The 26,030-nt window shown below is 68.1% G+C and carries 17 protein-coding genes, 1 tRNA gene, 3 rRNA genes and 1 pseudogene; 10 read left to right on the forward strand and 12 right to left on the reverse strand.

Features of this window, described 5'->3' with window-relative positions; translation table 11 throughout:
* Positions 1–4: 4 nt before the first annotated feature.
* Together EXE58_RS15000 and EXE58_RS15005 are read right to left on the reverse strand one after the other, a co-directional pair.
* Complete coding sequence (locus tag EXE58_RS15000; RefSeq protein WP_135268628.1) at positions 5–1,279, reverse strand: DUF1501 domain-containing protein; 1,275 nt, start codon at positions 1,277–1,279, stop codon at positions 5–7.
* A gap of 10 nt (positions 1,280–1,289) precedes the next feature.
* Complete coding sequence (locus tag EXE58_RS15005) at positions 1,290–2,741, reverse strand: DUF1800 domain-containing protein (protein ID WP_135268629.1); 1,452 nt, start codon at positions 2,739–2,741, stop codon at positions 1,290–1,292.
* A 133-nt stretch (positions 2,742–2,874) separates the two neighbouring features.
* On the opposite strand from EXE58_RS15005, the gene EXE58_RS15010 reads away from it, so the two are divergent.
* A complete protein-coding gene (locus tag EXE58_RS15010) occupies positions 2,875–3,426 on the forward strand; it encodes a gluconokinase (RefSeq protein WP_244242247.1) in 552 nt (183 codons plus the stop codon).
* Between the two features lie 58 nt (positions 3,427–3,484).
* A tRNA-Ile gene (locus EXE58_RS15015) sits at positions 3,485–3,558 on the forward strand.
* A gap of 27 nt (positions 3,559–3,585) precedes the next feature.
* Here the strand turns inward: EXE58_RS15015 and EXE58_RS15020 are convergent.
* From EXE58_RS15020 to EXE58_RS15035, 4 genes are all read right to left on the reverse strand, one after another.
* Positions 3,586–5,094 (reverse strand): serine/threonine-protein kinase, encoded by a 1,509-nt coding sequence (locus EXE58_RS15020; protein ID WP_167288928.1) that lies wholly within the window; start codon positions 5,092–5,094, stop codon positions 3,586–3,588.
* 95 nt (positions 5,095–5,189) lie between these two features.
* Positions 5,190–7,886 carry a multicopper oxidase domain-containing protein gene (locus EXE58_RS15025; protein WP_208544036.1) on the reverse strand — a complete coding sequence of 899 codons (2,697 nt, stop codon included), beginning with the start codon at positions 7,884–7,886 and terminating at the stop codon, positions 5,190–5,192.
* On the reverse strand, positions 7,883–9,004 hold the full coding sequence (locus EXE58_RS15030; RefSeq protein WP_208544037.1) for a hypothetical protein: 1,122 nt from the start codon (positions 9,002–9,004) through the stop codon (positions 7,883–7,885). Before EXE58_RS15030 ends, EXE58_RS15025 begins: the two co-directional genes overlap by 4 nt.
* Positions 9,001–9,597: a helix-turn-helix transcriptional regulator gene (locus EXE58_RS15035; RefSeq protein WP_135268632.1), complete on the reverse strand. Its 597-nt coding sequence runs from the start codon at positions 9,595–9,597 to the stop codon at positions 9,001–9,003. The genes EXE58_RS15030 and EXE58_RS15035 overlap by 4 nt, the downstream gene beginning before the upstream one ends.
* A 49-nt stretch (positions 9,598–9,646) precedes the next feature.
* Here EXE58_RS15035 and EXE58_RS20385 point away from each other — a divergent pair.
* Together EXE58_RS20385 and EXE58_RS20390 are read left to right on the forward strand one after the other, a co-directional pair.
* Positions 9,647–10,048, forward strand: a pseudogene (locus tag EXE58_RS20385) (hemerythrin domain-containing protein); the annotation flags it as partial.
* Between the two features lie 63 nt (positions 10,049–10,111).
* Positions 10,112–10,429, forward strand: a complete 318-nt coding sequence (locus EXE58_RS20390; RefSeq protein ID WP_341869553.1) for a DUF2249 domain-containing protein — start codon at positions 10,112–10,114, stop codon at positions 10,427–10,429.
* An 11-nt stretch (positions 10,430–10,440) separates the two neighbouring features.
* Here EXE58_RS20390 and EXE58_RS15045 read toward each other — a convergent pair whose 3' ends face one another.
* Positions 10,441–11,817: a serine/threonine-protein kinase gene (locus EXE58_RS15045; protein WP_167288930.1), complete on the reverse strand. Its 1,377-nt coding sequence runs from the start codon at positions 11,815–11,817 to the stop codon at positions 10,441–10,443.
* 74 nt (positions 11,818–11,891) lie between these two features.
* Between EXE58_RS15045 and tyrS the strand changes: the two genes are divergently transcribed.
* The 6 genes from tyrS (at position 11,892) to EXE58_RS15075 (ending at position 20,780) form a co-directional block, all read left to right on the forward strand.
* Entirely contained in the window at positions 11,892–13,202 is a 1,311-nt protein-coding gene (gene tyrS / locus EXE58_RS15050; RefSeq protein WP_135268635.1) for a tyrosine--tRNA ligase, read from the forward strand.
* 485 nt (positions 13,203–13,687) lie between these two features.
* Positions 13,688–15,204 (forward strand): 16S ribosomal RNA (locus EXE58_RS15055).
* Between the two features lie 481 nt (positions 15,205–15,685).
* Positions 15,686–18,801: ribosomal RNA gene (locus EXE58_RS15060) — 23S ribosomal RNA — on the forward strand.
* Between the two features lie 126 nt (positions 18,802–18,927).
* Positions 18,928–19,044 (forward strand): 5S ribosomal RNA (gene rrf, locus EXE58_RS15065).
* Together the 16S, 23S and 5S rRNA genes form the textbook arrangement of a ribosomal RNA operon.
* 123 nt (positions 19,045–19,167) lie before the next feature.
* Positions 19,168–20,085 (forward strand): tetratricopeptide repeat protein, encoded by a 918-nt coding sequence (locus EXE58_RS15070; RefSeq protein WP_135268636.1) that lies wholly within the window; start codon positions 19,168–19,170, stop codon positions 20,083–20,085.
* Positions 20,086–20,252: 167 nt separating this feature from the next.
* Positions 20,253–20,780, forward strand: coding sequence for a DUF3145 domain-containing protein (locus tag EXE58_RS15075; protein ID WP_244242248.1), 528 nt, complete (start codon positions 20,253–20,255; stop codon positions 20,778–20,780).
* 7 nt (positions 20,781–20,787) lie between these two features.
* On the opposite strand, the gene EXE58_RS15080 is transcribed toward EXE58_RS15075, so the two are convergent.
* Genes EXE58_RS15080 through EXE58_RS15100 form a run of 5 tightly spaced genes read right to left on the reverse strand, consistent with a single transcriptional unit; the run spans position 20,788 to position 25,978 of the window.
* A complete protein-coding gene (locus tag EXE58_RS15080) occupies positions 20,788–22,230 on the reverse strand; it encodes an acyl-CoA carboxylase subunit beta (protein WP_135268637.1) in 1,443 nt (480 codons plus the stop codon).
* Entirely contained in the window at positions 22,230–23,483 is a 1,254-nt protein-coding gene (locus tag EXE58_RS15085) for a beta-ketoacyl-[acyl-carrier-protein] synthase family protein (protein ID WP_135268638.1), read from the reverse strand. Before EXE58_RS15085 ends, EXE58_RS15080 begins: the two co-directional genes overlap by 1 nt.
* A gap of 1 nt (position 23,484) precedes the next feature.
* Positions 23,485–23,730 carry an acyl carrier protein gene (locus tag EXE58_RS15090; protein WP_135268639.1) on the reverse strand — a complete coding sequence of 82 codons (246 nt, stop codon included), beginning with the start codon at positions 23,728–23,730 and terminating at the stop codon, positions 23,485–23,487.
* Between the two features lie 50 nt (positions 23,731–23,780).
* Positions 23,781–24,794: a beta-ketoacyl-ACP synthase III gene (locus EXE58_RS15095; RefSeq protein WP_135268640.1), complete on the reverse strand. Its 1,014-nt coding sequence runs from the start codon at positions 24,792–24,794 to the stop codon at positions 23,781–23,783.
* Positions 24,794–25,978: an acyltransferase domain-containing protein gene (locus EXE58_RS15100; protein ID WP_135268641.1), complete on the reverse strand. Its 1,185-nt coding sequence runs from the start codon at positions 25,976–25,978 to the stop codon at positions 24,794–24,796. Before EXE58_RS15100 ends, EXE58_RS15095 begins: the two co-directional genes overlap by 1 nt.
* Positions 25,979–26,030: the final 52 nt, after the last annotated feature.

The following is a 26,030-nucleotide window of genomic DNA, read 5'->3' on the forward strand; positions in this document are numbered from 1 at the left end:
GGGTTCAGGCCATCACTCCGACGGGTGCCGGCGCGAAGCCGGGGAAGACCTGGGCGGTGGAGACGCCGAAACGCCGGGTGACGACCTCGCTGAGGACGCTGCGGTAGTCGGTGGTGACCGGCAGGTCGGCGTCGAGGGTATCGGCCAGCCCCGGCCAGCTGCCGTAGTAGCGGCCACCGCGCACGCCGGCCCCGGCGACGAGCATCACGTTGCCGTGGCCGTGGTCGGTGCCGTAGTCGTCGTTCTCGCGGACCCTGCGCCCGAACTCGCTGATGGTCACCAGGGTGACCCGGTCGCCGAAGGCGCCGAGGTCGGAGAAGAAGGCGGCCACCGACGCGGCGAGGTCCTCGGCGTTCCTGCGCATCCCTCCCCACTCGACGGTGCCGAGATCGGTGTGCATGTCCCAGTCGCCCTGGTCCACCGTGACCACGTCGACGCCCACGTTGGCCCGCACGATCCGCGACACCTCCGACATCGCCTGGCCCAGCTCGCTGTCGGGGTACGGCGTCGGCGTGGGCGCGCCGGCGGGCACGGCCCTCACCGGCGCGAAGCCGTCGGCTCCGGCGAGGGCGTCACGCACGGCCCTGCCGAGCCTCGCGCTGCCGCCCCACGCGTGCCGGAGCGCCGCGACACGGCGACCGTCGGAGTCGGCTCCGGCGACGTCGGCGTTGTCGACCTCCCCGACGACGAACGCGGGCTGGCTCCCGAACAGCGAGGTGGGGACCTGGTTGCCGAGCGCGGTGCCCTGGAGCGGTGAGGTGCCGGGCAGCTGCCCGAGCAGGCGGTTGAGCCACCCGTTGCGCTCGTCGGACCCGGGGGCGGCGTCCTCGATGGCCTCCATCGCGGCGAAGTGCGACCGGTTGGGGGTCGGCATCCCGGTCGCGTGCACTGCGGCCAGGCGTCCGGAGTCCCACAGCGGCACCAGGGGCGCCAGCGCCGGGTGCAGGCCGAACATCGCGTCCGGGACCAGCAGGGACGTGTGGGGGATCGCGATCCGGGGACGGGCTGCGTAGTAGACGGGGTCGCCGTGGGGGACCACGAGCGAGAGCCCGTCGGCCGCACCACGTAGTGACAGCACGACGAGCACGGAGCCCGTCGAGGAGAGCCGGGACCGGGTGGAGGAGGCGGTGGTGACGGCGTAGCCCCGTTGGGCGTCACCGAGCGCGACGACACCTCCGGCGAGCACGGCCGACCCGAGCAGCGCGCGGCGGGAGAGTGCGAGGGAGGTGTACTCGGGGCAGCCGCAGGAGCTCGAGGCGATGTCGTTCCGGGGGGACATGGTGGCTCCCTCAGCAGGAGTAGTGGTCGGGGGAGTCGAGGATCGCGGCGAGGAGGCGCGGGAACTTCCACTCGGCGAGCTCGTGGTCGCGGGTGATGCGCTCCTTGCCACGGCAGCCGGTGGCGCGGGTGGCCGTCTCGAGGAGGCGCTTGCTCGCCGGCTTGTGGAGCAGCTCGCGCGACAGGTCGTCGACGAGGTCGCGGAAGCGCACCCCCTTGCCGGGCGGCACCCAGCGCGTCGGCTTGCGGTAGCGGACGTCGTCGTCGGGCCACCACCCGCCCGCGAGCGACCAGTGCACCTCGAAGGAGGCGAGCATGCGAGCCGGCGATATCCAGGTGGCGTCGTCCACGGGGGAGCCGTCCGGACGCGGCCACGCGTGGGGGGACAGGCCGATCGCCTCGGCCTGCCACAGGACCGCGTTGGCCGCGGACGCCGAGGAGGCGGGGCGACGTACGTCGATGCCCAGGGCGCGGTAGGTGGCCACGACGTCCTCGGACGGGTCACGCAGCTTGCGACCCGCCGACGCCTTGAACTCCTTGCTGGCCACCAGCTCGCGCAGCACGGGGACGATGGCTGTGTCGTTCTTGAGGTAGGTGCGTGCCAGTCGGCGCACGAGCGCCTCGGGAGGGTCGTCCCGGACGAACTTGGTCGCGAGCCGCTCGCAGATCCGCCGTGCCGTGAGGGGGTGGTGGGCGAGGTGGTGCAGGTAGTCGCGCGTCACCTCGCGACCGTCGGCGGAGCTGTTGGCGTGGCTGAAGTCGCGCACGCGGACGTGGCCGGTCCAGTGGTCCTCCGGCTCGTACGACAGCTGCCACGTCTTCCACAGGTCGACGCGCCAGCCGGTGAGGATCCGGGCGGACGCCTTCACGTCGTCCTCGGTGTAGCGACCGGCACCGAGGGTGTGGATCTCCAGGAGCTCCCGCCCGAGGTTCTCGTTGGGCGCCCGCTTGGTCGAGGTCGCCCCCGACAGGAAGATCAGCATCGCCGGGTGCGTCGTCGTCGCCTGCAGCAGCTCGTCGAAGCGACCGAGCGCGTGCTTGCGGATCGTGTCGCCGTAGTCGGCCCGCCAGGTGAACTGGCCGTCGCCGCTGACCGGGACGTGGAGGAGGGCCTCCCAGAACTCGGTCATCTTCTCGTGGACCTGTCGCCTGGTGGTCATGCGGCGCACGAGCAGCCAGCGGCCGTAGTCGGCCATGACCTCCCAGCCTCCACGGACCTCCTGCACCTGGCGCTGCCACAGGTCGGCAGGCGAGCGGTCGAGGTCTGGCCACCAGCCACGCAGCCGCTCCGCTGCGCCGTCGGCGACCTTGTGCGGCTTGGTGATCTGCTTCTCGAACCACGCCTCGGCGCCGCCTGCCCGGCGCACGTCACGTGCGAGCTCGGGCGTCAGACCGTATGAGAAACGGGTCGCCAGGTGTCGGTCCCTGCCCGGCAGCAGCTGCTGCTCGCGTTCCTTGCCCATGCCCTGACCTCCCGAGTGCCAAGGAGCATGGTGTCATCCTCGGGGAGGGCCCGGGCCGGAATCGACGGAACGCCCCGACCGGCTGCGTGACACGTCGGTGGCTGCGCTGGCGCAGACCGGACACTATGGATCCATGGAAGCCACCCGACCGAGCCACGACTCCGTGTCTTCGATGCCGACGCGTCACCACTTGGTCTTCATGGGTGTCTCGGGCACCGGCAAGAGCGCGGTGGGGCGGCCCGCCAGTGAGGCGCTGGGCCTCACCTTCGCCGAGGGCGACGACTTCCACCCCCAGGCCAACATCGACAAGATGTCGCGCGGCGTCCCGCTCACGGACGAGGACCGCTGGCCGTGGCTGCGCCTTCTTGCCGCGTGGACCCGTGAACGGGCGGCGAGGGGAGAGGGCACGGGTCTGGCCTGCTCGGCGCTGCGGCGGGTCTACCGCGACGTCCTGCGTGAGGCTGCCCCGGACACGGTCTTCGTCCACTTCACGGGCTCTCGCGAGACGCTCGAGAAGCGGATGGGGGCGCGGGAGCACTTCATGCCCACCGACCTGCTCGACTCCCAGCTCGCCACGCTCGAGCACCTGGGTCCCGACGAGCGGGGGATCGTCGTCGACATCGAGGACCCGATCGACCAGATCGTCGACGACCTAGTCAGCCGCGTGCGGGCGGGATCGATCTAGCCTCGGTCGGCCAGTCTCCGCGACGCCCGATATCCTCGCGGAGCCGCACGCGCGGTGCGGGCCGTTAGCTCAGTCGGTTAGAGCAGAGGACTCATAATCCTTGGGTCGTGGGTTCGAGCCCCACACGGCCCACGCGAAGCTCCTCGTCCAGGCGCACTCTCAGCCCTCGCCGGCGATGAGGAAGCCGTCGCCCTGCTCCACCAGCTGCAACCGGCCCTGCTCGGTGGTGGTCCGTCCCGAGGTGGTGACGAAGTCGATGGTGTAGGTCGTCGTGAGGGACCGCGGGTCAGCCCGTACGTCGCGAGGGGTGGCCGACTCGATCGTGCTCCAGAACCCCGAGTACGCCCCGAAACCACCGCTCTCGGCCTGGAACTCGGGCGTCAGCATCGCGAAGGTCGTCTCCGGGTCCGAGGTGACGAGCGAGAAGTAGTCGGTCACGAAGGTGCGCATGGCCGACCGGGTCCCGGCGACACCGTTCGCAGGGCTCGGCTCGGTGGTCGGCTCCTCCGTCTCCGAAGGCTCCTCGGTCGGCTCGGAGGTCGGCTCCTCGGAGGGACTCGGTTCGGTCGAGGTGCTCGGTTCGGTGCCGCTCCCTGATGTGTCGGGTCGTTCCGGGTCGTCCGGCCAGAGCAGCCACGCACCCAGACCCGCGAGCAGCACGAGCGCGAGTGCCGCCGCGAGCCAGCCCATCGGGAGACGGCGGGAGCTGCGGGGCTCCGGGGTCTGGTCCTGAGCCGGGTCCTGAGCAAGGCCCTGAGTCGGGGGAGGGGTCGGGGTCGGCACGGGTGCGGGTGCGGGTGCGGGTGCGGGGGGCACCGGAGTCATGGCGATCGTGGCCTCGGCCGGCCGTCCCGCCGGTGCGGTCTGTTCCGGCGCCTCGCCGCTGGCGATCCGTCGCAGCTCGTCCCGAACGCGCTCCGCGGGCCACCGCTGCTCGGGGTCCTTCACCATCATCGTGGTCAGCAGGGGCGACGTCGCGTGGCCGTCGGAGAGCCGCGGCGGGTCGTCGTTGACGATCCGGTAGAGGCCTCCGAGAACGTTGTCGCCCACGTCGTAGGGAGGCGTGCCCTCGACGGCGTGGAACAACGTCGCGCCCAGCGACCAGACGTCGCTCGCTGCGGTGGCGGGGTGCCCCGAGGCGACCTCGGGAGCGATGTAGGCGGGTGACCCCGTGATCATTCCCGTGTGGGTCAGCGCCGTGTCGCTAGAGGAGCGAGCGATGCCGAAGTCGCCGAGCTTCGCGTGGTCGTCGCCGGTGATGAAGATGTTGCTCGGCTTCACGTCCCGGTGGACGATCCCGGCCTTCTCGGCCTGGACGAGCGCGTCGGCCGCCTGGGCGAGGATTGCCGCCGCGCGCCGCTCCGGCAGGGGTCCCTCGGCTGCGACCAGCTCGGAGAGGGTCCGGCCGTCGACGTGCTCCATGACGAGCCAGTAGCAGTCCTGCTCCTTGACGAGGTCGAAGATCGACACCACGTGCGGGTGGTTGATCCCCGCGGCCAGCCGCGCCTCCCGCTGCGCTCGTGCGACGTCGTCCGTGGTCGTGCCCGGCAGGAGCCCGATGCGCTTGATCGCGACGCGACGGTCCAACAGCTCGTCGTGCGCGAGGTGGACCACCCCAGCGCCGCCGCGACCGATCTCCCGCTCGAGGCGGTACCTGCCTGCAATCACGTAGAACACCTTCCGTGGGTGACGACCTAGGCTAGACACCTGCCCGAGCAGTGCCCACCGGCCGGGCACCGATGCATGCAGTACGCCGCCACGCGTCACTTCACCCTCAGCAGGCCGTGGGCTCCCCTCTCGGCGTCGATCATCACGTGGTTCACGAACGGGTAGTTCCCGGGCTCGTCCAGCTCAAGCTCCACGAACCCGCCCTGGGCGGGTAGCAGGGGCAGAACCTGCGCACCACCGTCCTCGGAGGGTCCGCGTCTGCTGCCGAGCTGCCACGCGCCCTCGGAGTAGACGGTGTCGAACTGCCCGCCGACCACGTGGAAGGCCGAGGCCCTGTTGGGCCCGGCGTCGAGGACCCAGATCCGCACGCGCTCCCCGGTCCTGGCGGTGAGCGGCGTGTGCGCGTACTGGTCCGGGTAGCCGTTGAAGACCACCTTGTCCGGTCGCTCGGCTGCCAGCTTGTCCAGGTCGGCCACCGCGCCGTCTGCCCCGTGGTACTGCTCGGACTGCACGACGACGTACTCGCGGTCGACGGCCCTGAGTCCCGGCGGGTCGATCACCACGGCTCCGAAGAGGCCGTTGGCGATGTGGGCGGTCATCGGCATCGTCGCGCAGTGGTACATCCAGATGCCTGCCCGGTCAGCGGTGAAGCGGTAGGTCAGGGACTCGCCGGGTGGGATGGTCCGCATGACGCGGTCGGGAGCCCGGACGCCGGCGTGGAAGTCGATCGAGTGCCCCATCGTCCCGTCGTTGACGAGCGTGATGACGAACTGGTCGCCGACGCGGCCGTGCAGGACCGGCCCGGGAGCCGTCCCGTTGAACGTCCAGGTCTCCTGGGTGACTCCGGGCGCGACCTCCACCTGCTGCTCGGTGATCCGGAACGTGTGGCGGTGCACGCGGCCCGGAGCGACCGGAGGCAGGACCGCGTCGAAGGGCGTGAAGCCTGGGCCGGGCTCTGCCGGCCCGTTCAGGGCCGCCCCCGAGGCGTCGTGGCCGTGATCCTCGTGACCGGCTGGCTCGCCGGTCTCCGCGGAGTTGTCGGAGGAGTGGCCGGAGGAGTGGCCCGAGGAGTGGTCGGCCGCAGACGCCGAGTCGGCTGCTGCAGAGGCCCCGAGCGCTGCTCCTGACACCTCGACGGCGAAGGTCATCCCCATCTGTCGGTGTCCGACGACCGAGCACCATCCGTCCAGGTCACGACCGACGACGCCGAGGTCCAGGACGGTCTCCTCGCCCGGGGCGATGCGGCCGGTGTCGGCGCCGGTCTCGAGCACCAGGTCGTGGACGTCGCCGTCGCTCTCGTTCCGCAACGTGATGACGAGCCGGTCGCCCGGTTCGACCTCGACCCGGTCAGGGCTGAAGCGCATGCCCTCCGCGACGACGTCGACCTCGACCGTCCGGCCCGTGGCGGTGGCCCCGGCATCGGCCGACCTCACTCCTCCGAGCGTGACGGTGTCGACGGCGCCACCGGCGGCCACGGCGATCACGGCAAGTGCGACCCCCACGGCGGCCAACCCCATGTTCTGGCCGCGGAGCCGCTCGGTGGTGGGCGTCGACTCGCCGCGGTGGCGAAGTCGCACGGCCCTCATCAACAGGGGCACGAAGCTCGCGAGTGCACCCAGGACGAGGACCGAAGCCACCACACGTACGACGCTGGGGACGGGCAGGATGCACCACAGCAGTCCCACGTTGGCGAGGGCCACGCGCAGGGCGCCACCCGAGTCCAGGGCGCGGTTGGCGGCGCGCACAGCACTCGGACCGCCACCCAGCACGACCGGAACCAGGTACGACAAGGCACCCAGCAGGACCTGTGCGACGAACCCGGCAGCGAAGTAGGGAGCGGCACCGGACAGGGCGTCCGACACGTCGGACCACTCTCCGCCGACCAGGACCTGCACGGCCATGAGGAGGAGCAGGCCGGCCAGCCACGCCAGGCCGGCGCCCACCGACCACGCGGGGAAGCTGGTCGGAGGCTTGACCCGTGCTGCCGCGACCATCGGACGCGCCAGTACGACGACCCCGGCGAGGTAGACGCCCAGCCCGGCCGCCACGGCTCGGGGCGTGTCGGTCCATGCGGCCGCCACCACCAGTGCGATGCCGGCAACCAGGACGGGCAGGGCCGTGCGCGAGGCCTTCTCGGCACCTTCGGCCAGCCGGGTGCGGAGCATGGTCGGCCACAGGGTGACGAGCGTGCCGAGCACGGTCAGGCCGACCCAGCCGAGCACGTTGACGCCCGCATGGGCCATCCGCACCCGGGCATCTAGCGGGTCCGTGAGGCCGCGGGCCAACCACACGCCGAGGCCGGCTCCCAGCGGGAGGAGCGACCCGGCGGCCAGGTAGTAGTGGATGGTGGCGGCGAAGCGCGACCCGAACCTGCCTCGCAGCCCGGAGGCGAGCACGACGACGTGCCACAGCACGGCCGTCCCGACGCCGATCGCACCGACCAGGACGGCCCACCAGGAGCCGCTGCCGACACCTGCCGTGACGGTGGCTGCACCCACGTTGAACAGGCCCAGCCGCCACGACTGCTGACGGCGGGAGGTTGCCGGCACGCGCAACAGGGTGTCGGCGAAGTAGCGGCTCCAGACGAGGATCGCGTGCCCCGCCGCCCCCAGGAGCATCAGGTGCAGCATCAGCCAGCGTGCCTCCGGCACCCACTGGTGGATGAGCGCCACGACCACCACGGCGAGCAGCCATGCCACGACCGGCAGGTCGCGCATGGGCCAGAACCCGCGGGACCCGGAGCCGCTGGGCTGCCTGCTGGGGACCTCGGTCGGTGACTCCAGCAGCGTCATCGCGCGGCCTCCTTCTCTCGTGGGGACTGCACGGCTGGTGGCCTCGGCGGCCCGAGCGCCGCACTCGAGATCGCCACGGCGAAGAACAGCAGCAGGGCAGCCGCGTTGCCGGCGCCGCCGACCTCGCGCGCGAGGTCGCTGCCGAGCGCGTCACCGCCCCACAGCCGCAGGACCAGAGAGCTCTGGAGCAGCAGCCACGGCACCCACATCGCGCTCCGGTAGGGGAGTGGCACCCGCGTGACGGCAGGGAGGATCGACGGGGCGTGCGCCATGATCATCGAGATCGCGAAGCCGAGGAACACCGCGTGGACGACGGCGTCGTACGCCGGCCCGTCCGCCGGGTGGCCGACCACGAGCCACACCCCGCCGGCCACCGCCAGCCATGCCTGTCCGGCGAGCATGCAGGCGGCAGCGAAGCGGGGGAGCCCGGTGCTGCGCACGGTGCGTCGAGCGACGTCGTACGACGCCAGCCACCACGCGAGTGCCAGCACGGCGAGACCCAGGACCGCCCCACCGGCACGCGGCCACATGGTCGCGGCCGGGACGGCGAGGGTGATCGCCATCGCGGACAGGACGAGCGTCGGTCCGGCCGACGGGGGCATGGCCAACCGCGCCAGCTCGAGGCGCTCCCCGCCGATGGTCAGGATGAGGAAGCCCGCCAGCCACGGGAGGGTCAGGGCGACGTCGGCTCCTCCCGCCACAAGCAGGGTGGCCCCGAGAGCCAGGACGGCGCCGAGTGCCGAGACCAGCACCGCGTCGTCACGCTGACGCCTCCACAACGGCACGTAGACGGCGCACAGGCTCAAGGCTCCGCCGGCGAGCAGGGTGGGGGCCCACCGGTCGAGGCCGGGGACCAGGAGGGCAAGCGCACCGGCGCCGAGCAGGGTGGGGGAGAGATAGCCCCAGGGCCGGCGCAGCGCGACCGCCCTCTCGAGCGCGATGAGGGTGCCCACGAAGCCGAGCACCATCAGGAGTCCGTGCGCCTCTCCGAGGCGGCCGGACGGGACCGGTGACCACACGCCGAGGAGCGTCAGCCCGGCATCCACCCCCGCGACCATCGCGACCGCGGCGGGGAGCGCGAGCAGGGCGCGCGGAGCAGGGGCTCGCCGCGTGCTCACGGCAGCCTCACCATGCAACCGAGGGTCTCGGGTCGTGGGTGGAGCTCAGCCCCAGAGGTGCCGAGCACGCCCTCGATCAGCCCGAGGTGGACCGCGCACACGACCGCCGGGTGGGTCCGCGCGGCCTCGAGCAGGGGGCACGAGTGCAGGGTCAGGTCATCACCGTCGACCCGCGGCGAGAAGCCGGTGTGCTCGAGGGCCAGCCTGACCCGCTCGCGAGGCTCGGCGACGGGCCCGAGCTGCTCTCGGAGCCGCTCACCCCAAGCCTGTCCGCCCTTGGCTGCGGCCGGGTCGAGCGTGTGCGGTCCCGCACCATGCTCGCTCTCCAGCCCTGCGGCCAGCGCGATCGCCAGGGACTCGTACTCGGGCTGTCGGGCGAGGTAGCCCCAGGCCGGCCTGCCACGACCGCCACGTCGTACGGCCACCCGGCTTGCGTGCCCCTGGGTCACGAGCGCGTCGAGGTGCCCGCGCAGGGTGTTGGCGTGGAGTCCTGTGCGGCCCTGGAGATCGGAGAGCGTGAGGGGGCGTGCCTCGTCGCGCAGCACGGCGAGCACACGCGACTGGGCGGAAGTGACCCCGGCATTTATTTCCACGGAGTTGATTGTAGGGTATTCCCACACCACTCGCCTGAGGAGGCACCACATGTCCACCGTCACCATCGCCAGCACCGCCGCGGACGCAGCAGCCGCCGAGAAGGTCGAGCAGCACCATGCGGAGATGGCCGGTCGGCTCGACCTCCTCACCGCGGCGCTGCTCAGCGCCGCCGGCACCGACCGCGCCGAGGCGGCACGTGCCGAGCTGCTCGCGTGGCTGCGCAACGAGCTGGTTCCCCACGCCGAGGCGGAGGAGCGCACGCTCTACCCAGCAGCGGCCGAGATCCCCGAGGCCCGGCTGCTGGTGGAGGCGATGCTCGCCGAGCACGTGCTGATCCACCGCCTGGTCGCCGACCTCGACACGGCCACGAGCCCGGTCGCCGCCGCTGCGTTCGCGCAGGCGCTCGAGACCGTCTTCGACAGTCACCTCGCCAAGGAGAACGACCAGCTCATCCCGACCCTCGTCGCCTCGCCGAAGTACTCCGTCGCCGAGATGCTCGACGGCATGCACGAGCTGCTCGGGGGGCACGAGGCCCACGACGAGCCGGCCGTCGCGGGGGCCGGTGGCGGGCACCAGTGCGCGTGCGGTGGGCATGACGAGGAGGGGCTCCCCGAGCTCGACACACGCACGATCCCGCACGCCATCCGGCACGCGACCATCTTCGGTGCCCTCGAGGGACTGCGGCCGGGGTCCGGTCTGCTCCTGACGGCCAACCACGACCCGCTGCCCTTGCTCGCCCAGCTCGAGCAGCGCGCCCCCGGCGCCTTCGCGGTCGACTACGTCGAGCGCGGCCCGGAGCTGTGGCGACTGCAGTTCACCCGTCAGGGCTGAAGCGCGGGGCCTCAGGCCTCGCCCGCGATGAGGTAGCGGTCGTCCTGGCGCTCGAGCTGGAGGATCACCTGCTCTGTCGAGCGACTTCCGTTCTTCATCACGTAGTCGACGGTGTAGCTGACGGTGAGGTTGTCGGCGTTGGGGACGATCCTGCTCACCGACGCCGACTCCACCGTCCGCCACCAACCGTTGTAGCCGCCGAACCCGTTGCTCGCCTCCTGGAACTCCGGCGTGAGCTGTTCGAAGGCCGTCCTGGGGTCCGAGGTCACGGTGTCGAGGTACTCCGTGACGAACGCGGCCATCTCCTGACGGGTCCGCTCGGACGTCTCGGCGGCCGGCTCGGTCTGGGGGTTGTCGGTGGTGCTGGCCGAGGCCTGGGTGTCGCCAGGCGGTTGCGCTTCGGGGCGGCCGTCGTCGCCGGGCCACATCCACCACGTCAGTACGCCGACCAGGAGCACCGCTGCCGCCACCACCAGCCACCCGGTGGGGAACCGCGCCCCTCCTCGGACAGTCGTGGCGGGAAGGGTGGGCGTCCCCCGAGTGGGGTTGGGCGTCGGGGTGAGGACCGAGGTGGCCTCGGTGGGTGCCGTCGACGTCATGCCGGATGCGACTCGACGCAGGTCGTCGCGGACCCGGTGCATCGGCCACCGGCGCGCCGGGTCCTTCTCCATCGTCACGGCGAGCAGGCCTGCGAGCGGGTGGCCTGCGGGCAGCCGCGGAGGGTCCTCGTTGACGATCGCGAACAGCGCGCCCATGAGGTTGTCCGTCGTGTCGTACGGCGGCCGCCCCTCGACGGCGTGGAAGAGGGTCGCGCCCAGCGACCACACGTCGCTCGCGGACGACGCCGTCGCGCCGGAGGCGACCTCGGGTGCCAGGTAGGCGGGGGACCCGGTGACGAGCCCGGTCCGGGTGAGCGCCGCGTCCTGGTCGGCGCGCGCGATGCCGAAGTCACCCAGCTTCGCCTCGAGCTCGTCGGTCATCAGGATGTTGCTCGGCTTCACGTCCCGGTGGACGATCCCGGCGGCGTGCGCGTCCGCCAGTGCGTCGGCCGCCTGGGAGAGGACGCGGGCGGCCTCCCGGCTGTCGAGTGGTCCCTCGGCCCGCACCAGGTCGGACAAGGTCCGCCCGTCGACGTACTCCATGACGAGCCAGTGGGCGTCGTCCTCCATGACGAGGTCGAAGATGGACACCACGTGAGGGTGGTTCAGCGATGCCGCCAGCCTGGCCTCACGCTCCGCGCGTGCCAGCTCGGGGGTGTCTGCCCCCGGCATGACGCCGATGCGCTTCAGCGCGACCTGCCGGCCGAGCACCTCGTCGCGGGCGAGGTGGACCGTCGCGGACCCACCGCGGCCGATCTCCCGCTCGAGGGAGTACCTGCCCGCGATCACGTGCAGTTCTTCCTGATCACGCGCCCTAGGCTAATCACACGAGACCAACACCGCCCTTTGCGGAAGGAACCCACGTGACGACCCCCAATGTCCTCGACGAGCTGGAATGGCGCGGCCTGATCGCCCACTCCACCGATCGCGACGCGCTCCGCGCTGCGCTGGACGAGGGGAGCGTGAAGTTCTACGTGGGGTTCGACCCCACCGCGCCCAGCCTGCACATGGGACACCTCGTCCAGGTGCTCACGGCCAAGCGCCTCCAGCTCGCGGGGCACACCCCGTTCGCCCTGGTGGGCGGGGCCACCGGGATGATCGGCGACCCCAAGGAGTCGGGGGAGCGGTCGCTGAACACCCTGGCCACCGTCAAGGACTGGGTCCAGCGCGTGCGTGCCCAGATCGAGCCCTTCCTCTCCTTCGAGGGTGACCATGCCGCGACCATGGTCGACAACTACGACTGGACCGCGTCGCTGTCGGTGATCGACTTCCTGCGCGACATCGGCAAGCACTTCCCGGTGAACCGCATGTTGGCGCGCGATGTCGTCGCGCGCCGACTCGAGGACGGCATCTCCTACACGGAGTTCTCCTACGTCCTGCTCCAGTCCCTCGACTTCCTCGAGCTGCACCGCCAGCACGGTGTGACCTTGCAGTTCGGCGGCTCCGACCAGTGGGGCAACCTCACGGCTGGGGCCGAGCTCGTCCGACGAGCCCACGGTGGCCACGTCCACGCCTTCGCGACGCCCCTGCTGACCAAGTCCGACGGCACCAAGTACGGCAAGACCGAGGGCGGTGCGCTGTGGCTCGACCCGGCGATGATGTCGCCCTACGCCTTCCACCAGTTCTGGCTCAACGTGGAGGACGAGAAGGTGGGTGAGCTCCTCCGCATCTTCACCTTCCTCACGCGCGAGGAGATCCTGGAGCTCGAGGCCGAGACCGCGGAGAAGCCCTACCTCCGCGCGGGGCAGAAGCGCCTCGCCGACGAGGTCACAGCCCTCGTGCACGGCGAGGAGGAGGTCGAGCACGCCAAGGCGGCTGCTGCAGCGCTGTTTGGCGGCGGCGACCTGGCCACCCTCAACGGCGCGACCTTGGGTGCGGCCCTCTCCGAGGCGGGCAGCATCCAGGTCGACCGTGACCAGATGCCGTCCCTGGTCGACCTCTTGGTCGAGACGGGGCTGGTGAAGAGCAAGGGGGATGCACGCAGGACGGTCTCCGAGGGCGGTGCCTACCTCAACAACGAACGGGTCGCGGATGCTGAGCGCGTCCCCGGGGAGGACGACATCCTCGCCGGCGGCTGGCTCGTTCTACGGCGGGGGAAGAAGAGCTTCGCCGGCGTCCAAGTGAGCGGAGGGCGGGTGCCCCAGGAGTCCCAAGGGCCCCACACAGCGCGCTGACCTGCGCAAACAGTGCTGTGCTCGCCGTCACACGCTTTCGATTTGCGCGAAGATCCAGAGGCGTCTAATGTTTCACCTCGTCGCCAGGGAGCGGCGGGGAGCAAGACCGGTCTGGTCGGGCTCCCGGCCCCAGGCAGACGATCGGCAGGACAAAAGCCTTCGGGTGTGTCCAGCCGGCAGGGCGAAAGGCCGCGGATTTGCTCCACGGAATCACTGCCCGATAAGTTTGACCAGTTGCTCCGCGTGATCGCGCTTTGTGGTGTGTGTCGTGGGTGTGTCTGATTCTTGAGAACTCAACAGTGTGTTTGATAGTCGACGAATTAGTTTGTTTTGCCCCGTTGACTTCTGGTCGTCTTTTTGGTGGCTGGTTGTTGATGGTTTCTTTGACAATGATTCTGGCTTTTTTGTCAGTTTTGTTTTTTGTCAGGGGATGTGGCTCTCTTTTTCTCTGCATGGCTCTTTGGGGTTGTGTGGGGGTTTGTTTTTCGATGGAGAGTTTGATCCTGGCTCAGGACGAACGCTGGCGGCGTGCTTAACACATGCAAGTCGAGCGGAAAGGCCACTTCGGTGGTACTCGAGCGGCGAACGGGTGAGTAACACGTGAGTAATCTGCCCCCCACTTCGGGATAGCCACCGGAAACGGTGATTAATACCGGATATGACACATGGTCGCATGGTTGTGTGTGGAAAGTTTTTTCGGTGGGGGATGTGCTCGCGGCCTATCAGCTTGATGGTGAGGTAATGGCTCACCATGGCTTCGACGGGTAACCGGCCTGAGAGGGTGACCGGTCACACTGGGACTGAGACACGGCCCAGACTCCTACGGGAGGCAGCAGTGGGGAATATTGGACAATGGGCGGAAGCCTGATCCAGCAACGCCGCGTGAGGGATGACGGCCTTCGGGTTGTAAACCTCTTTCGGTAGGGACGAAGCGCAAGTGACGGTACCTACTAAAGAAGCACCGGCCAACTACGTGCCAGCAGCCGCGGTAATACGTAGGGTGCGAGCGTTGTCCGGAATTATTGGGCGTAAAGGGCTCGTAGGCGGTTTGTCGCGTCGGGAGTGAAAACCTCATGCTTAACATGTGGCTTGCTTTCGATACGGGCAGACTAGAGGTATGCAGGGGAGAACGGAATTCCTGGTGTAGCGGTGAAATGCGCAGATATCAGGAGGAACACCGGTGGCGAAGGCGGTTCTCTGGGCATTACCTGACGCTGAGGAGCGAAAGTGTGGGGAGCGAACAGGATTAGATACCCTGGTAGTCCACACCGTAAACGTTGGGCGCTAGGTGTGGGACCTATTCCATGGGTTCCGTGCCGCAGCTAACGCATTAAGCGCCCCGCCTGGGGAGTACGGCCGCAAGGCTAAAACTCAAAGGAATTGACGGGGGCCCGCACAAGCGGCGGAGCATGCGGATTAATTCGATGCAACGCGAAGAACCTTACCTGGGTTTGACATACACCGGAAAGCTGCAGAGATGTGGCCCCTTTTTGTCGGTGTACAGGTGGTGCATGGCTGTCGTCAGCTCGTGTCGTGAGATGTTGGGTTAAGTCCCGCAACGAGCGCAACCCTCGTTCTATGTTGCCAGCACGTTATGGTGGGGACTCATAGGAGACTGCCGGGGTCAACTCGGAGGAAGGTGGGGATGACGTCAAGTCATCATGCCCCTTATGTCCAGGGCTTCACGCATGCTACAATGGCCGGTACAAAGGGCTGCGATCCCGTAAGGGGGAGCGAATCCCAAAAAGCCGGTCTCAGTTCGGATTGGGGTCTGCAACTCGACCCCATGAAGTCGGAGTCGCTAGTAATCGCAGATCAGCAACGCTGCGGTGAATACGTTCCCGGGCCTTGTACACACCGCCCGTCACGTCACGAAAGTCGGCAACACCCGAAGCCGGTGGCCCAACCCTTGTGGAGGGAGCTGTCGAAGGTGGGGCTGGCGATTGGGACGAAGTCGTAACAAGGTAGCCGTACCGGAAGGTGCGGCTGGATCACCTCCTTTCTAAGGAGCACACGCCCCGACCTGCCCCGAGTGTGGGTGGGCGCATGGTGGTGTTCACTAGTGGAATCGTCGATGATTGGGTCGCTGCCTGCGGGTGGGTCCCTCAGTACTGCTCGTGTCTCGTGCCGGCCCTTTGGGGTTGGTGTGGGGTGTGGGTGTGGAACCTGGGGTCTGTTGGTGGGTGGTGGCTGTTCGGACACACTGTTGGGTCCTGAGGGATCAGGCTCCGCATCGTCTCCTGCTGAATTGGGGGGTGGTGGGGGTTGGTTTCTCTGGTTGTCTCCTCCTTTGTCTGCTCCGCGACCGGTTGGTTGGGGGTGGGGGTTGGTGGGGTTGTTGTTTGAGATCTGCATAGTGGACGCGAGCATTTAATTCATGCCCCCGACTTTTTTTGTTGGGGGTGTGGTTGTGCATGATTGTTTTGTTGTTCTTGTGGTGTTGTCTTGTGGCGTTGCATGTTTGTGTTGTTGTGACGTTGTTGAGACAAGCTATGAAGGGCACATGGTGGATGCCTTGGCATCAAGAGCCGATGAAGGACGTTGGAGCCTGCGATAAGCCCTGGGGAGTTGGCAACCGAGCTGTGATCCGGGGGTGTCCGAATGGGGAAACCCAGCACGAGTCATGTCGTGTTACCCGCACCTGAACACATAGGGTGTGTGGAGGGAACGTCGGGAAGTGAAACATCTCAGTACCGACAGGAAGAGAAAACAACAGTGATTCCGAGAGTAGTGGCGAGCGAAATCGGAAGAGGCTAAACCGCGGCTGTGTGATACCCGGCAGGGGTTGCAGTTGTGGGGTTGTGGGACCGTTCGACCAGTTCTGCCGGACTGGTGCAGAGTAAGAAACCAGTGGGGAAGTCGAAGCCGGTTGGAAAGCCGCGCCGTAGCGGGTGATAGCCCCGTAGATGTATGCCACTGGCTCTGGAGCGTGTTCCCAAGTAACACGGAACCCCTGAAATTCCGTGTGAATCTGGCGGGACCACCCGTTAAGCCTAAATACTCCTTGATGACCGATAGCGGACAAGTACCGTGAGGGAAAGGTGAAAAGTACCCCTGGCGGGGAGTGAAATAGTACCTGAAACCGTGTGCCTACAATCCGTCGGAGCTTGCCCTTGTGGTGGGTGACGGCGTGCCTTTTGAAGAATGAGCCTGCGAGTTTGCGGTGTGTTGCGAGGTTAACCCGTGTGGGGAAGCCGTAGCGAAAGCGAGTCCGAATAGGGCGATTCAGTAGCGCGCTCAAGACCCGAAGCGAAGTGATCTATCCATGGGCAGGTTGAAGCGTCGGTAAGACGACGTGGAGGACCGAACCCACTTAGGTTGAAAACTGAGGGGATGACCTGTGGATAGGGGTGAAAGGCCAATCAAACTTCGTGATAGCTGGTTCTCCCCGAAATGCATTTAGGTGCAGCGTTGCGTGTTTCTTGCCGGAGGTAGAGCACTGGATAGCTAATGGGCCCTACAAGGTTACTGACGTTAGCCAAACTCCGAATGCCGGTAAGTGAGAGCGCAGCAGTGAGACTGCGGGGGATAAGCTCCGTAGTCGAGAGGGAAACAGCCCAGACCATCAGCTAAGGCCCCTAAGCGGTGACTAAGTGGAAAAGGATGTGGAGTCGCATTGACAACCAGGAGGTTGGCTTGGAAGCAGCCACCCTTGAAAGAGTGCGTAATAGCTCACTGGTCAAGTGATTCCGCGCCGACAATGTAGCGGGGCTCAAGTCATCCGCCGAAGCTATGGCATTCAGAGATATACATCAGCATCGACTTGATCGGTGTTCAGTGCTCTGGATGGGTAGGGGAGCGTCGTGTGGGCAGTGAAGCGTCGGAGTGATCCAGGCGTGGAGGCCACACGAGTGAGAATGCAGGCATGAGTAGCGAATGAAGAGTGAGAAACTCTTCCGCCGAATGATCAAGGGTTCCAGGGTCAAGCTAATCTGCCCTGGGTAAGTCGGGACCTAAGGCGAGGCCGACAGGCGTAGTCGATGGACAACGGGTTGATATTCCCGTACCGGCAAAGTAGCGCCCATGACGAACCTGGTGATGCTAACCACCCGAAGCGCAGCGGACCGGACCCTTCGGGGCGAGGCTGGTGTGTGGAGCGTGGGACCCGAGCTGGTAGTAGTCAAGCGATGGGGTGACGCAGGAAGGTAGCCCAGCCGTGGCGATGGTTGTCCACGGGTAAGCAGGTAGGACGAGGTCCAGGCAAATCCGGGCCTCATATGTCTGAGATGTGACACGGAGCCATTAGTGGCGAAGTGGGTGATCCTATGCTGTCGAGAAAAACCTCTAGCGAGCTATGCGCCGCCCGTACCCCAAACCGACTCAGGTGATCAGGTAGAGAATACCAAGGCGATCGAGACAACCATGGTTAAGGAACTCGGCAAAATGCCCCCGTAACTTCGGGAGAAGGGGGGCCCGGATCGTGAACCCACTTGCTGGGGGAAGCGTGAAGGGCCGCAGAGACCAGGCCCAAGCGACTGTTTACTAAAAACACAGGTCCGTGCGAAGTTGTAAGACGATGTATACGGACTGACTCCTGCCCGGTGCTGGAAGGTTAAGAGGACGGGTTAGACGCAAGTCGAAGCTCAGAATTTAAGCCCCAGTAAACGGCGGTGGTAACTATAACCATCCTAAGGTAGCGAAATTCCTTGTCGGGTAAGTTCCGACCTGCACGAATGGAGTAACGACTTGGGCGCTGTCTCAACCATGGACTCGGCGAAATTGCACTACGAGTAAAGATGCTCGTTACGCGCGGCAGGACGGAAAGACCCCGGGACCTTTACTATAGTTTGGTATTGGTGTTTGGTTCGGCTTGTGTAGGATAGGTGGGAGACTGTGAAACCCCGACGCCAGTTGGGGTGGAGTCAACGTTGAAATACCACTCTGGTCGTACTAGATGTCTAACCTAGGTCCGTTATCCGGATCAGGGACAGTGCCTGATGGGTAGTTTAACTGGGGCGGTTGCCTCCTAAAATGTAACGGAGGCGCTCAAAGGTTCCCTCAGCCTGGTTGGCAATCAGGTGTTGAGTGTAAGTGCACAAGGGAGCTTGACTGTGAGACAGACATGTCGAGCAGGGACGAAAGTCGGAACTAGTGATCCGGCCACGGCATGTGGAAGCGTGGTCGCTCAACGGATAAAAGGTACCCCGGGGATAACAGGCTGATCTTCCCCAAGAGTCCATATCGACGGGATGGTTTGGCACCTCGATGTCGGCTCGTCGCATCCTGGGGCTGGAGTAGGTCCCAAGGGTTGGGCTGTTCGCCCATTAAAGCGGCACGCGAGCTGGGTTTAGAACGTCGTGAGACAGTTCGGTCCCTATCCGCCGCGCGCGCAGGAAACTTGAGAAAGGCTGTCCCTAGTACGAGAGGACCGGGATGGACGAACCTCTGGTGTGCCAGTTGTCCCGCCAGGGGCACGGCTGGTTGGCTACGTTCGGAAGTGATAACCGCTGAATGCATCTAAGCGGGAAGCACGTTTCAAGATGAGGTTTCCCACCAGGTAGCTGGGTAAGGCCCCCCACAGAACATGGGGTTGATAGGCCGGAGGTGTACAGCAGCAATGCCAAGCCGACCGGTACTAATAGGCCGAGGGCTTGTCCCAACCACGTACACAACACCACCAAACAAGCCCAGACACACCCAAGCAACACCACAGTCATGCACGCCCGCGTCCACTACGCAGTTCCCAACCAACACACCCACCATGTGTGTGAAGGGTTGACAAAGTTACGGCGGCCATAGCGAAAGGGAAACACCCGGTCCCATACCGAACCCGGAAGTTAAGCCTTTCAGCGCCGATGGTACTGCAACCGAGAGGTTGTGGGAGAGTAGGACGCCGCCGGACATAACTTGGCAGAGGCCACCAGTCATCTGGTGGCCTCTGCGTCATTTCTGGGCCGTCTCCCGCGCCGGTGGTACGGGTAAAGTGGCCGAGCCGAAGCATTTGAATCTGAAGAAGGAGTCCGTCGTGCCCGAGGATCGTCGTGGACAGCGCGCGTCGCGAGGTGGCAGCGCCGGACGAGGCGGCGCCGGACGAGGCGGGGATGCAGGTGGTCGAGGTGCGAAGCCGGCGGGCCGCGGCTCTCGTGAAGAACGAGGTGGCTCCAGGGGTGGCGGCCGGGACTCCAAGGCCGCTCCAGGCGCGCGACGGGGGGACTTCCGGGCTCGCAGCGGCGAGGATCGTGGCCCCCGCTCTGCCGAGCAGGCGGCGTACGACGGTCCCGACCTGCCGGAGGAGATCACCGGTCGCGAGCTGGACCGCAGCATCGCTGCCCAGCTGAAGGGACTCCCTGAGAAGCTCGCCGCGAGGGTGGCTCGTCACCTGGCCGCGGCGGGGATGCTCATCGACGAGGACCCCGAGACCGCCTACCAGCACACGCTCGCTGCCCGTGCGCGCGCGCCGCGCCTTGCTGTCGTACGCGAGGCGAGCGGTGAGGCCGCCTATGCGGCCGGCCACTACGCGGAGGCGCTCGCTGAGCTCCGCGCAGCCAAGCGCATGAACGGTGCGACCGACTACCTGCCCATCATGGCCGACTGCCATCGAGCGCTCGGCAACCCTGAGCAGGCGATCAAGCTCGCCAAGAGTCCGTCGGTGAGCAACTTCGCCGCCGAGGCGAAGGCGGAGATGACGCTCGTGGAGTCCGGAGCCCGGCGCGACATGGGGCAGCTGGATGCGGCGCTGCGCACCCTCGAGCTCGCCCCCCTCACGTCCAAGAGCAGGGCGGCCTGGGTGGTCAGGCTTCGCTACGCCTATGCCGACACCCTCGAGGCAGCCGGCCGTGAGACCGACGCGCTTGCGTGGTTCCACCGCACGCACGCGGTGGACAGCGACCAGATCACGGACGCCGCCGAGCGCGCCGAGCAGATCGAGCGTCGCCTGGGCTGACCGCTGGCGCCACGTCGAGCGGCAATGGTCGAAACACTGGCGTTCAGCGGCCTCATCGGCAACAATGGGTCGAAATAATCACATAGGTGTCACTCGACCTCCTGGGGTCCGACAGACAGATGGCTGGGGAAGGCGCATCTGGAGCGTCTGAACCCAAGGAGGCCACGGTGACCACACGCACTGCCACCCGCCCGGACGGTCCGGGGACGCGGGGCATTCTCTACGTGCACTCAACTCCCTCTGCGCTCTGCCCACACATCGAGTGGGCCGTGGGGGGAGTCCTCGGCGTTGCCGTCTCGCTCGACTGGACGCCCCAGCCGGCTCAGCCGGGCACCTACCGGGCCGAGCTGTCGTGGACGGGCTCCGCGGGGACCGCCGCCGCGGTTGCCTCAGCCCTGCGCGGCTGGAACCACCTGCGGTTCGAGATCACCGAGGAGCCGACCCCTTCCTCCGAGGGCAGCAGGTACTCATGCACGCCCGACCTGGGGGTCTTCCACGCCGTCACCGGCCTGCACGGCGACATCCTCATCCCCGAGGACCGTCTGAAGGCGGCAGTCGTCAAGGCCGCCCTAGGCGACACGACGCTGCTCCTCGAGATCGACAAGCTGCTCGGCAAGCCCTGGGACGACGAGCTGGAGACGTTCCGGCACGCCGGCGAGGGTGCACCGGTCCGCTGGCTCCACCAGGTGGTCTGACCAGCGCTCAGAGCGGGATGTTGCCGTGCCGACCCCGTCGTACGCCGACGGTGTCGATCTCCTGCCTGATCGCCGCGGCGATCGCCGAACGCGTGCGCGCGGGTGGGACCACCTCGTCGACCACGCCGATCTCGACGGCCTTGTCGACGCCGCCGGCGATCTGCTCGTGCTCAGCGGCCAGCTCCGCCTCGACCTGTGGCCGGATCTCGGGGGAGACCTCCAGCAGCTTGCGACGGTGGAGGATCCGAATGGCGGCCACGGCCCCCATGACCGCCACCTCGGCGCCGGGCCAGGCGAAGACGCGCGTGGCCCCGAGAGAGCGCGCGTTCATGGCGATGTAGGCCCCGCCGTAGGTCTTGCGGGTGACGAGGGTGACCCTGGGGACCACGCACTCGCCGAAGGCGTGCAGCAGTTTGGCCCCGCGGCGTACGACGCCGTCCCACTCCTGACCCACGCCCGGGAGATATCCCGGCACGTCGACGAGCACGATCAGGGGCACCCCGAACGCGTCGCACATCCGGACGAACCTGGAGGCCTTCTCCGCGGAGGCGGAGTCCAGGCAGCCGCCGAGTCGCAAGGGGTTGTTGGCCACGACGCCGACCGTCCGCCCACCGAAACGGCCCAGGGCCGTGACGATGTTGGGAGCCCATCGCGCGTGGAGCTCCTGCATGGTGTCCGGGTCGAGCAGTCCTGCCACGAGCGGGTGCACGTCGTAGGCCCGCTTCTTGGACTCGGGAAGCAGTGCCTCCAGGTCGGAGTCCTCGACCTGGGCGGCCTCGAGGCTGCCCTGGGCGCCCAGGAGCGCCGTGACGGCTCGGGCGCGGTCGAGGGCCTCGGCCTCGGAGTCGGTGAGGATGTGGACCACGCCTGAACGACGACCGTGCGGCTCGGGCCCGCCGAGGCGGAGCATGTCGACGTCCTCGCCGGTCACCGAGCGCACCACGTCCGGACCGGTCACGAAGATGCGCCCCTCGGGACCCAGGATCACGACGTCGGTTAGCGCAGGCCCGTAGGCAGCGCCACCGGCGGCGGGTCCGAGGACGACCGAGACCTGGGGCACGACCCCCGAGGCTTGCGTCATGACGTGGAAGATCCGTCCCACCGCGTGCAGCGACAGGACTCCCTCCGCGAGCCTGGCTCCGCCGGAGTGCCACAGGCCGATGATGGGCACGCCCTCGGTGATGGCGCGGTGATAGGCATCCACCACGACGCGGCACCCGAGGTCACCCATCGCTCCGCCCATCACGGTGGCGTCGCTGCAGAACGCGACCGCGGCTGTGCCGTCCACCCGTCCGACGGCGGCGAGCATGCCCGAGTCGTCGTCGGGGGAGATGAGCTCCATGGTGCCCTCGTCGAAGAGGGCGGTGAGACGGAGCACGGGATGACGGGGGTCCTGCTCCCGAGGCAGCTTCGCAGGACGTGCGTGCGGCGTAGCGGCGGTGGCGCTCATCAGGCGCTCCCGAAGGCGACCGCGACGTTGGCGCCACCGAAGCCGAAGGAGTTGTTGAGCGCGACGATGTCGCCCGAGGGGAGGTCGCGTGCGGTCGTGGCGATGTCCAGCTCGACTGCCGGGTCCAGGTTGTCGAGGTTGATCGTGGGCGGGCTCACCCGGTCGTGGAGCGCCATGACGGTCGCCACCGCCTCGAGCGCGCCCGCCCCGCCCAGCAGGTGGCCGGTCATGGACTTGGTGCTGGTCACGACGCACCGGTCGACGTGCTCGCCGAGCACCGCGTGCAGCATCAGGCCCTCGGCGATGTCGCCCTGAGGGGTCGAGGTGGCGTGGGCGTTGACGTGGACCACGGTGGCCGGGTCGACGTCGCCCTCGCGGAGGGCCATGCGGATGGCACGGGTGCCACCACGACCCTGCGGGTCGGGCTGGGCGATGTCGTGGGCGTCGTTGCTGATGCCTGCGCCGAGGACGGTGGCGTAGACCTTGGCACCACGCGCCCGGGCGTGCTCCTCGGACTCCAGCACGAGAACTGCGCCGCCCTCGCCGAGCACGAAGCCGTCGCGCGCGGTGTCCCAGGGACGCGACACGGCGGTGGGGTCGGTGGTGTCGTCTCCGCTGCCGCTCTTCGAGAGCGCCATCATCTGGGCGAACGCGGCCATCGGCAGCGGGTGGATCGCAGCCTCGGTGCCCCCGGCGAGCACGACGTCTGCGCGGCCCAGGCGGATCAGGTCCAGCGCCATCGAGATGGCCTCGTTGCCCGACGCGCACGCGGACGTCGGTGCGTGGACGGCGGCCCTGGCACCGTAGGCGAGCGAGACGTTCGCCGCCGGAGCGTTCGGCATGAGCATGGGCACCGCCAGCGGCGAGACACGCCGGGCGCCCTTCTCCTTGAGCGCGTCGTGGTTGGCCAGCAGCGTCGTGACACCGCCGATGCCCGAGGCCAGGGACACAGCCAGCCGCTCGGGGTCGACCTGCCCCTCGCCGAGTGCAGCGTCCGCCCACGCCTCCTGGGCGGCCACCATGGCGAACTGGGTCGACCGGTCCATGCGACGGGCCTTCACCCGGTCCAGGACCTCTGCCGGCTCCACGGCCACCCGCGCAGCGATCTGGACCGGGATCTGCTCGGCCCACTCCTCCTCGAGTCGGCGAACGCCCGAGGTCCCGGCGAGCAGCGCCTGCCAGGTCGACGGCGCATCACCGCCGACCGGGGACGTCGTACCGAGGCCGGTGACCACGACACGGGTGGGAGCCATGTCAGCCCTGAGCCCGCTCGATGTAGGCCACGGCGTCGCCGACGGTCTTGAGGTTCTTGACCTCGTCGTCGGGGATCGTCACGCCGAACTTCTCCTCGGCGGCCACGACGACCTCGACCATGGAGAGCGAGTCGACGTCGAGGTCGTCGACGAAGGACTTGTCCAGCTGGACGTCGTCGGCGTCGACGCCGGCGACCTCGTTGACGATGTCGGCGAGGTCGGAGCGGATCTCTTCGGTGGTGGCCATGGGCCTTCCCTTCTGTGGTGGGTGTTGCGGGTGAACTGTGAACAGGTCGGTCAGGGGACCACGACGACCTGGGCGGCGTAGGCGAGCCCGGCCCCGAACGCGACCAGGAGCGCCGTGTCGCCGCTGCGGGCCTCGCCCTCGGCGATCATGCGCTCGAGCGCCATCGGCACGGACGCGGCCGAGGTGTTGCCCGACTCTGCGATGTCCCGAGCGATTCGGACGTGGCTCGGTAGCTTCATGGATCGAGCCATCGCGTCGATGATGCGCATGTTGGCCTGGTGGGGGACGAACACGTCGAGGTCGTCGATGGACAGCCCGGCCCGGTCGAGGGCCTCCTGGGCGATCTTGCCCATCTCGAAGGCGGCCCAGCGGAACACCTGGTTGCCCTGCATCGACAGGTGGGGCATGAGGCCGGACCCGGGCGCCTCGGGAGTGCCGACGACATCGCGCCAGTCCTCACGCTGACGGATGAGGTCGTACTGCTCGCCGTCGGAGCCCCACACGACCGGGCCGATGCCAGGGGTGTCGCTCGGACCGACCACGGCAGCGCCGGCACCGTCGGCGAAGATGAAGGCCGTTCCCCGGTCATGGCTGTCGGTGATGTCGGACAGCCGCTCGACCCCGATGACCAGCACGTGGGTGGCGCTACCCGCGCGGACCAGGTCGGAGCCCAGTGCGACGCCGTGGCAGAAGCCCGCGCACGCGGCGGAGATGTCGAAGGCCGCGGCGTGGTCGGTCCCCAGCTCGCTCGCGATGGCAGGGGCGATGGCGGGCGTCTGGAGCAGGTGGCTCACGGTGGCGACGACGACGCAGTCGATCTGGGCGGCCTCGATGCCGGCGCGCTCCAGCGCGGCACGCGACGCAGCCACGCTCATCATCTGGACCGTCTCGTGGTCCTCGGCGAATCGCCGCTCCTTGATGCCCGAACGCTGCTGGATCCACTCGTCGCTGGAGTCGATGGCGTCGACGATCTCGGAGTTGGGGACGACCCGTGAGGGCCGGTGGGCGCCCACGCCGAGGAGGGCGGCGTGGGCGGCACCGGTCGAGGGGAGCAGGGCGGCCATCAGCTGCCTGCCCGAGGGTGGAGCCGCAGCAGCGGCTGGCCGGGGGAGACGAGGTCGCCGTCCTCGACGAGCCACTCCACCACCTGGCCGCCATGGGCGGCGGTGACCGTGGTGCGGTCTCGGAGGCTGGCGACCTCGCCGAGGGCGGAGTCGGGCGCCAGGTCGAGTGCTCCGGCGGCGGCCGGGTCGAGGTGGAAGGTGCCCTTGGCCGGAGAGACCACCATCCGCCACGTGGGCGAGGTCTCGATGAGGGAGGCCTCGCCGTGCTTGTCGGCGAACGCCCGGGCGTCGTCGAGCTGGTCGGGGGTCTTCAGGGCGAACGTCTCCACGCCCTTCAGGGCGCGCCGGGCGATGCCGGTGAGGGTGCCGGCCGGAGGCATCTCGATGATGCCGGTGACGCCCAGGTCGCTCATGGTCTCCAGGCACAGGTCCCAGCGAACCGGGGTGGAGACCTGCCCGACGATGCGGCGGACGACGTCGCGTCCGTCGTGCACGACCTGACCGTCGCGGTTGGAGATCACCGGGGTGCGGGGGTCGTGGGTCGACACCGAGAGCGCGAGCGTCTTGAGCCGGTCGACGGCCGGTGCCATGTGGGAGGTGTGGAACGCGCCCGCCACGCTGAGCGGGACCAGGCGTGCCTTGGCAGGAGGGTCGGCGGCCAGCGCCTCGAGCTGGGCGGTGGTGCCGGCCGCGACGACCTGTCCCGGTCCGTTGTCGTTGGCGGCGGTCAGTCCGTGTCGCTCGAGCGTGGCGAGAACGTCGTCCCGGTCACCCCCCAGGACGGCCGTCATCCCCGTGGGGGTCGACTCCGCGGCCCTGGCCATGGCGGCGCCGCGCTCGCGGACGAGCACCATCGCCTGCTCCGCGGTGATCGCACGGGCGCCCGCTGCGGCCGTGAGCTCGCCGACGCTGTGACCGGCGACGGCGCCGATGCGGGCGAAGGCGTCAGCCGGATGGGGGAAGAGATCGAGGGCGGCCACCAGACCGGTCGCGACGAGGAGCGGCTGGGCGATCCTGGTGTCGCGGATGGTGGCCTCGTCGGCCTGCGTGCCGTAGTGGGCCAGGTCTAGCCCCGCCACGGTCGCCAGCCAGTCGAACCGAGCGGCGAACCGGGGGTCCTCGAGCCATGGGGTCAAGAACCCTGGAGTCTGGGCCCCCTGTCCGGGGGCGACGATGACGAGCACAGGTCCACTCTGCCGGGTTCGACACCCGGGGCGGACGTCTGAGGCGAACGAA

Source organism: Nocardioides seonyuensis (genome assembly GCF_004683965.1).
Classification (GTDB): Bacteria; Actinomycetota; Actinomycetes; order Propionibacteriales; family Nocardioidaceae; genus Nocardioides; species Nocardioides seonyuensis.

What these genes read in the sequence shown, in the direction of transcription:
- EXE58_RS15090 (WP_135268639.1), bottom strand. Translation starts at nt 23,730, where the DNA reads ATGGCCACCACCGAAGAGATCCGCTCCGACCTCGCCGACATCGTCAAC.
- EXE58_RS15085 (WP_135268638.1), bottom strand. Translation starts at nt 23,483, where the DNA reads ATGGCTCCCACCCGTGTCGTGGTCACCGGCCTCGGTACGACGTCCCCG.
- EXE58_RS15025 (WP_208544036.1), bottom strand. Translation starts at nt 7,886, where the DNA reads ATGACGCTGCTGGAGTCACCGACCGAGGTCCCCAGCAGGCAGCCCAGC.
- EXE58_RS15095 (WP_135268640.1), bottom strand. Translation starts at nt 24,794, where the DNA reads ATGGCCGCCCTGCTCCCCTCGACCGGTGCCGCCCACGCCGCCCTCCTC.
- EXE58_RS15080 (WP_135268637.1), bottom strand. Translation starts at nt 22,230, where the DNA reads ATGAGCGCCACCGCCGCTACGCCGCACGCACGTCCTGCGAAGCTGCCT.
- EXE58_RS15005 (WP_135268629.1), bottom strand. Translation starts at nt 2,741, where the DNA reads ATGGGCAAGGAACGCGAGCAGCAGCTGCTGCCGGGCAGGGACCGACAC.
- EXE58_RS15000 (WP_135268628.1), bottom strand. Translation starts at nt 1,279, where the DNA reads ATGTCCCCCCGGAACGACATCGCCTCGAGCTCCTGCGGCTGCCCCGAG.
- EXE58_RS15010 (WP_244242247.1), top strand. Translation starts at nt 2,875, where the DNA reads ATGGAAGCCACCCGACCGAGCCACGACTCCGTGTCTTCGATGCCGACG.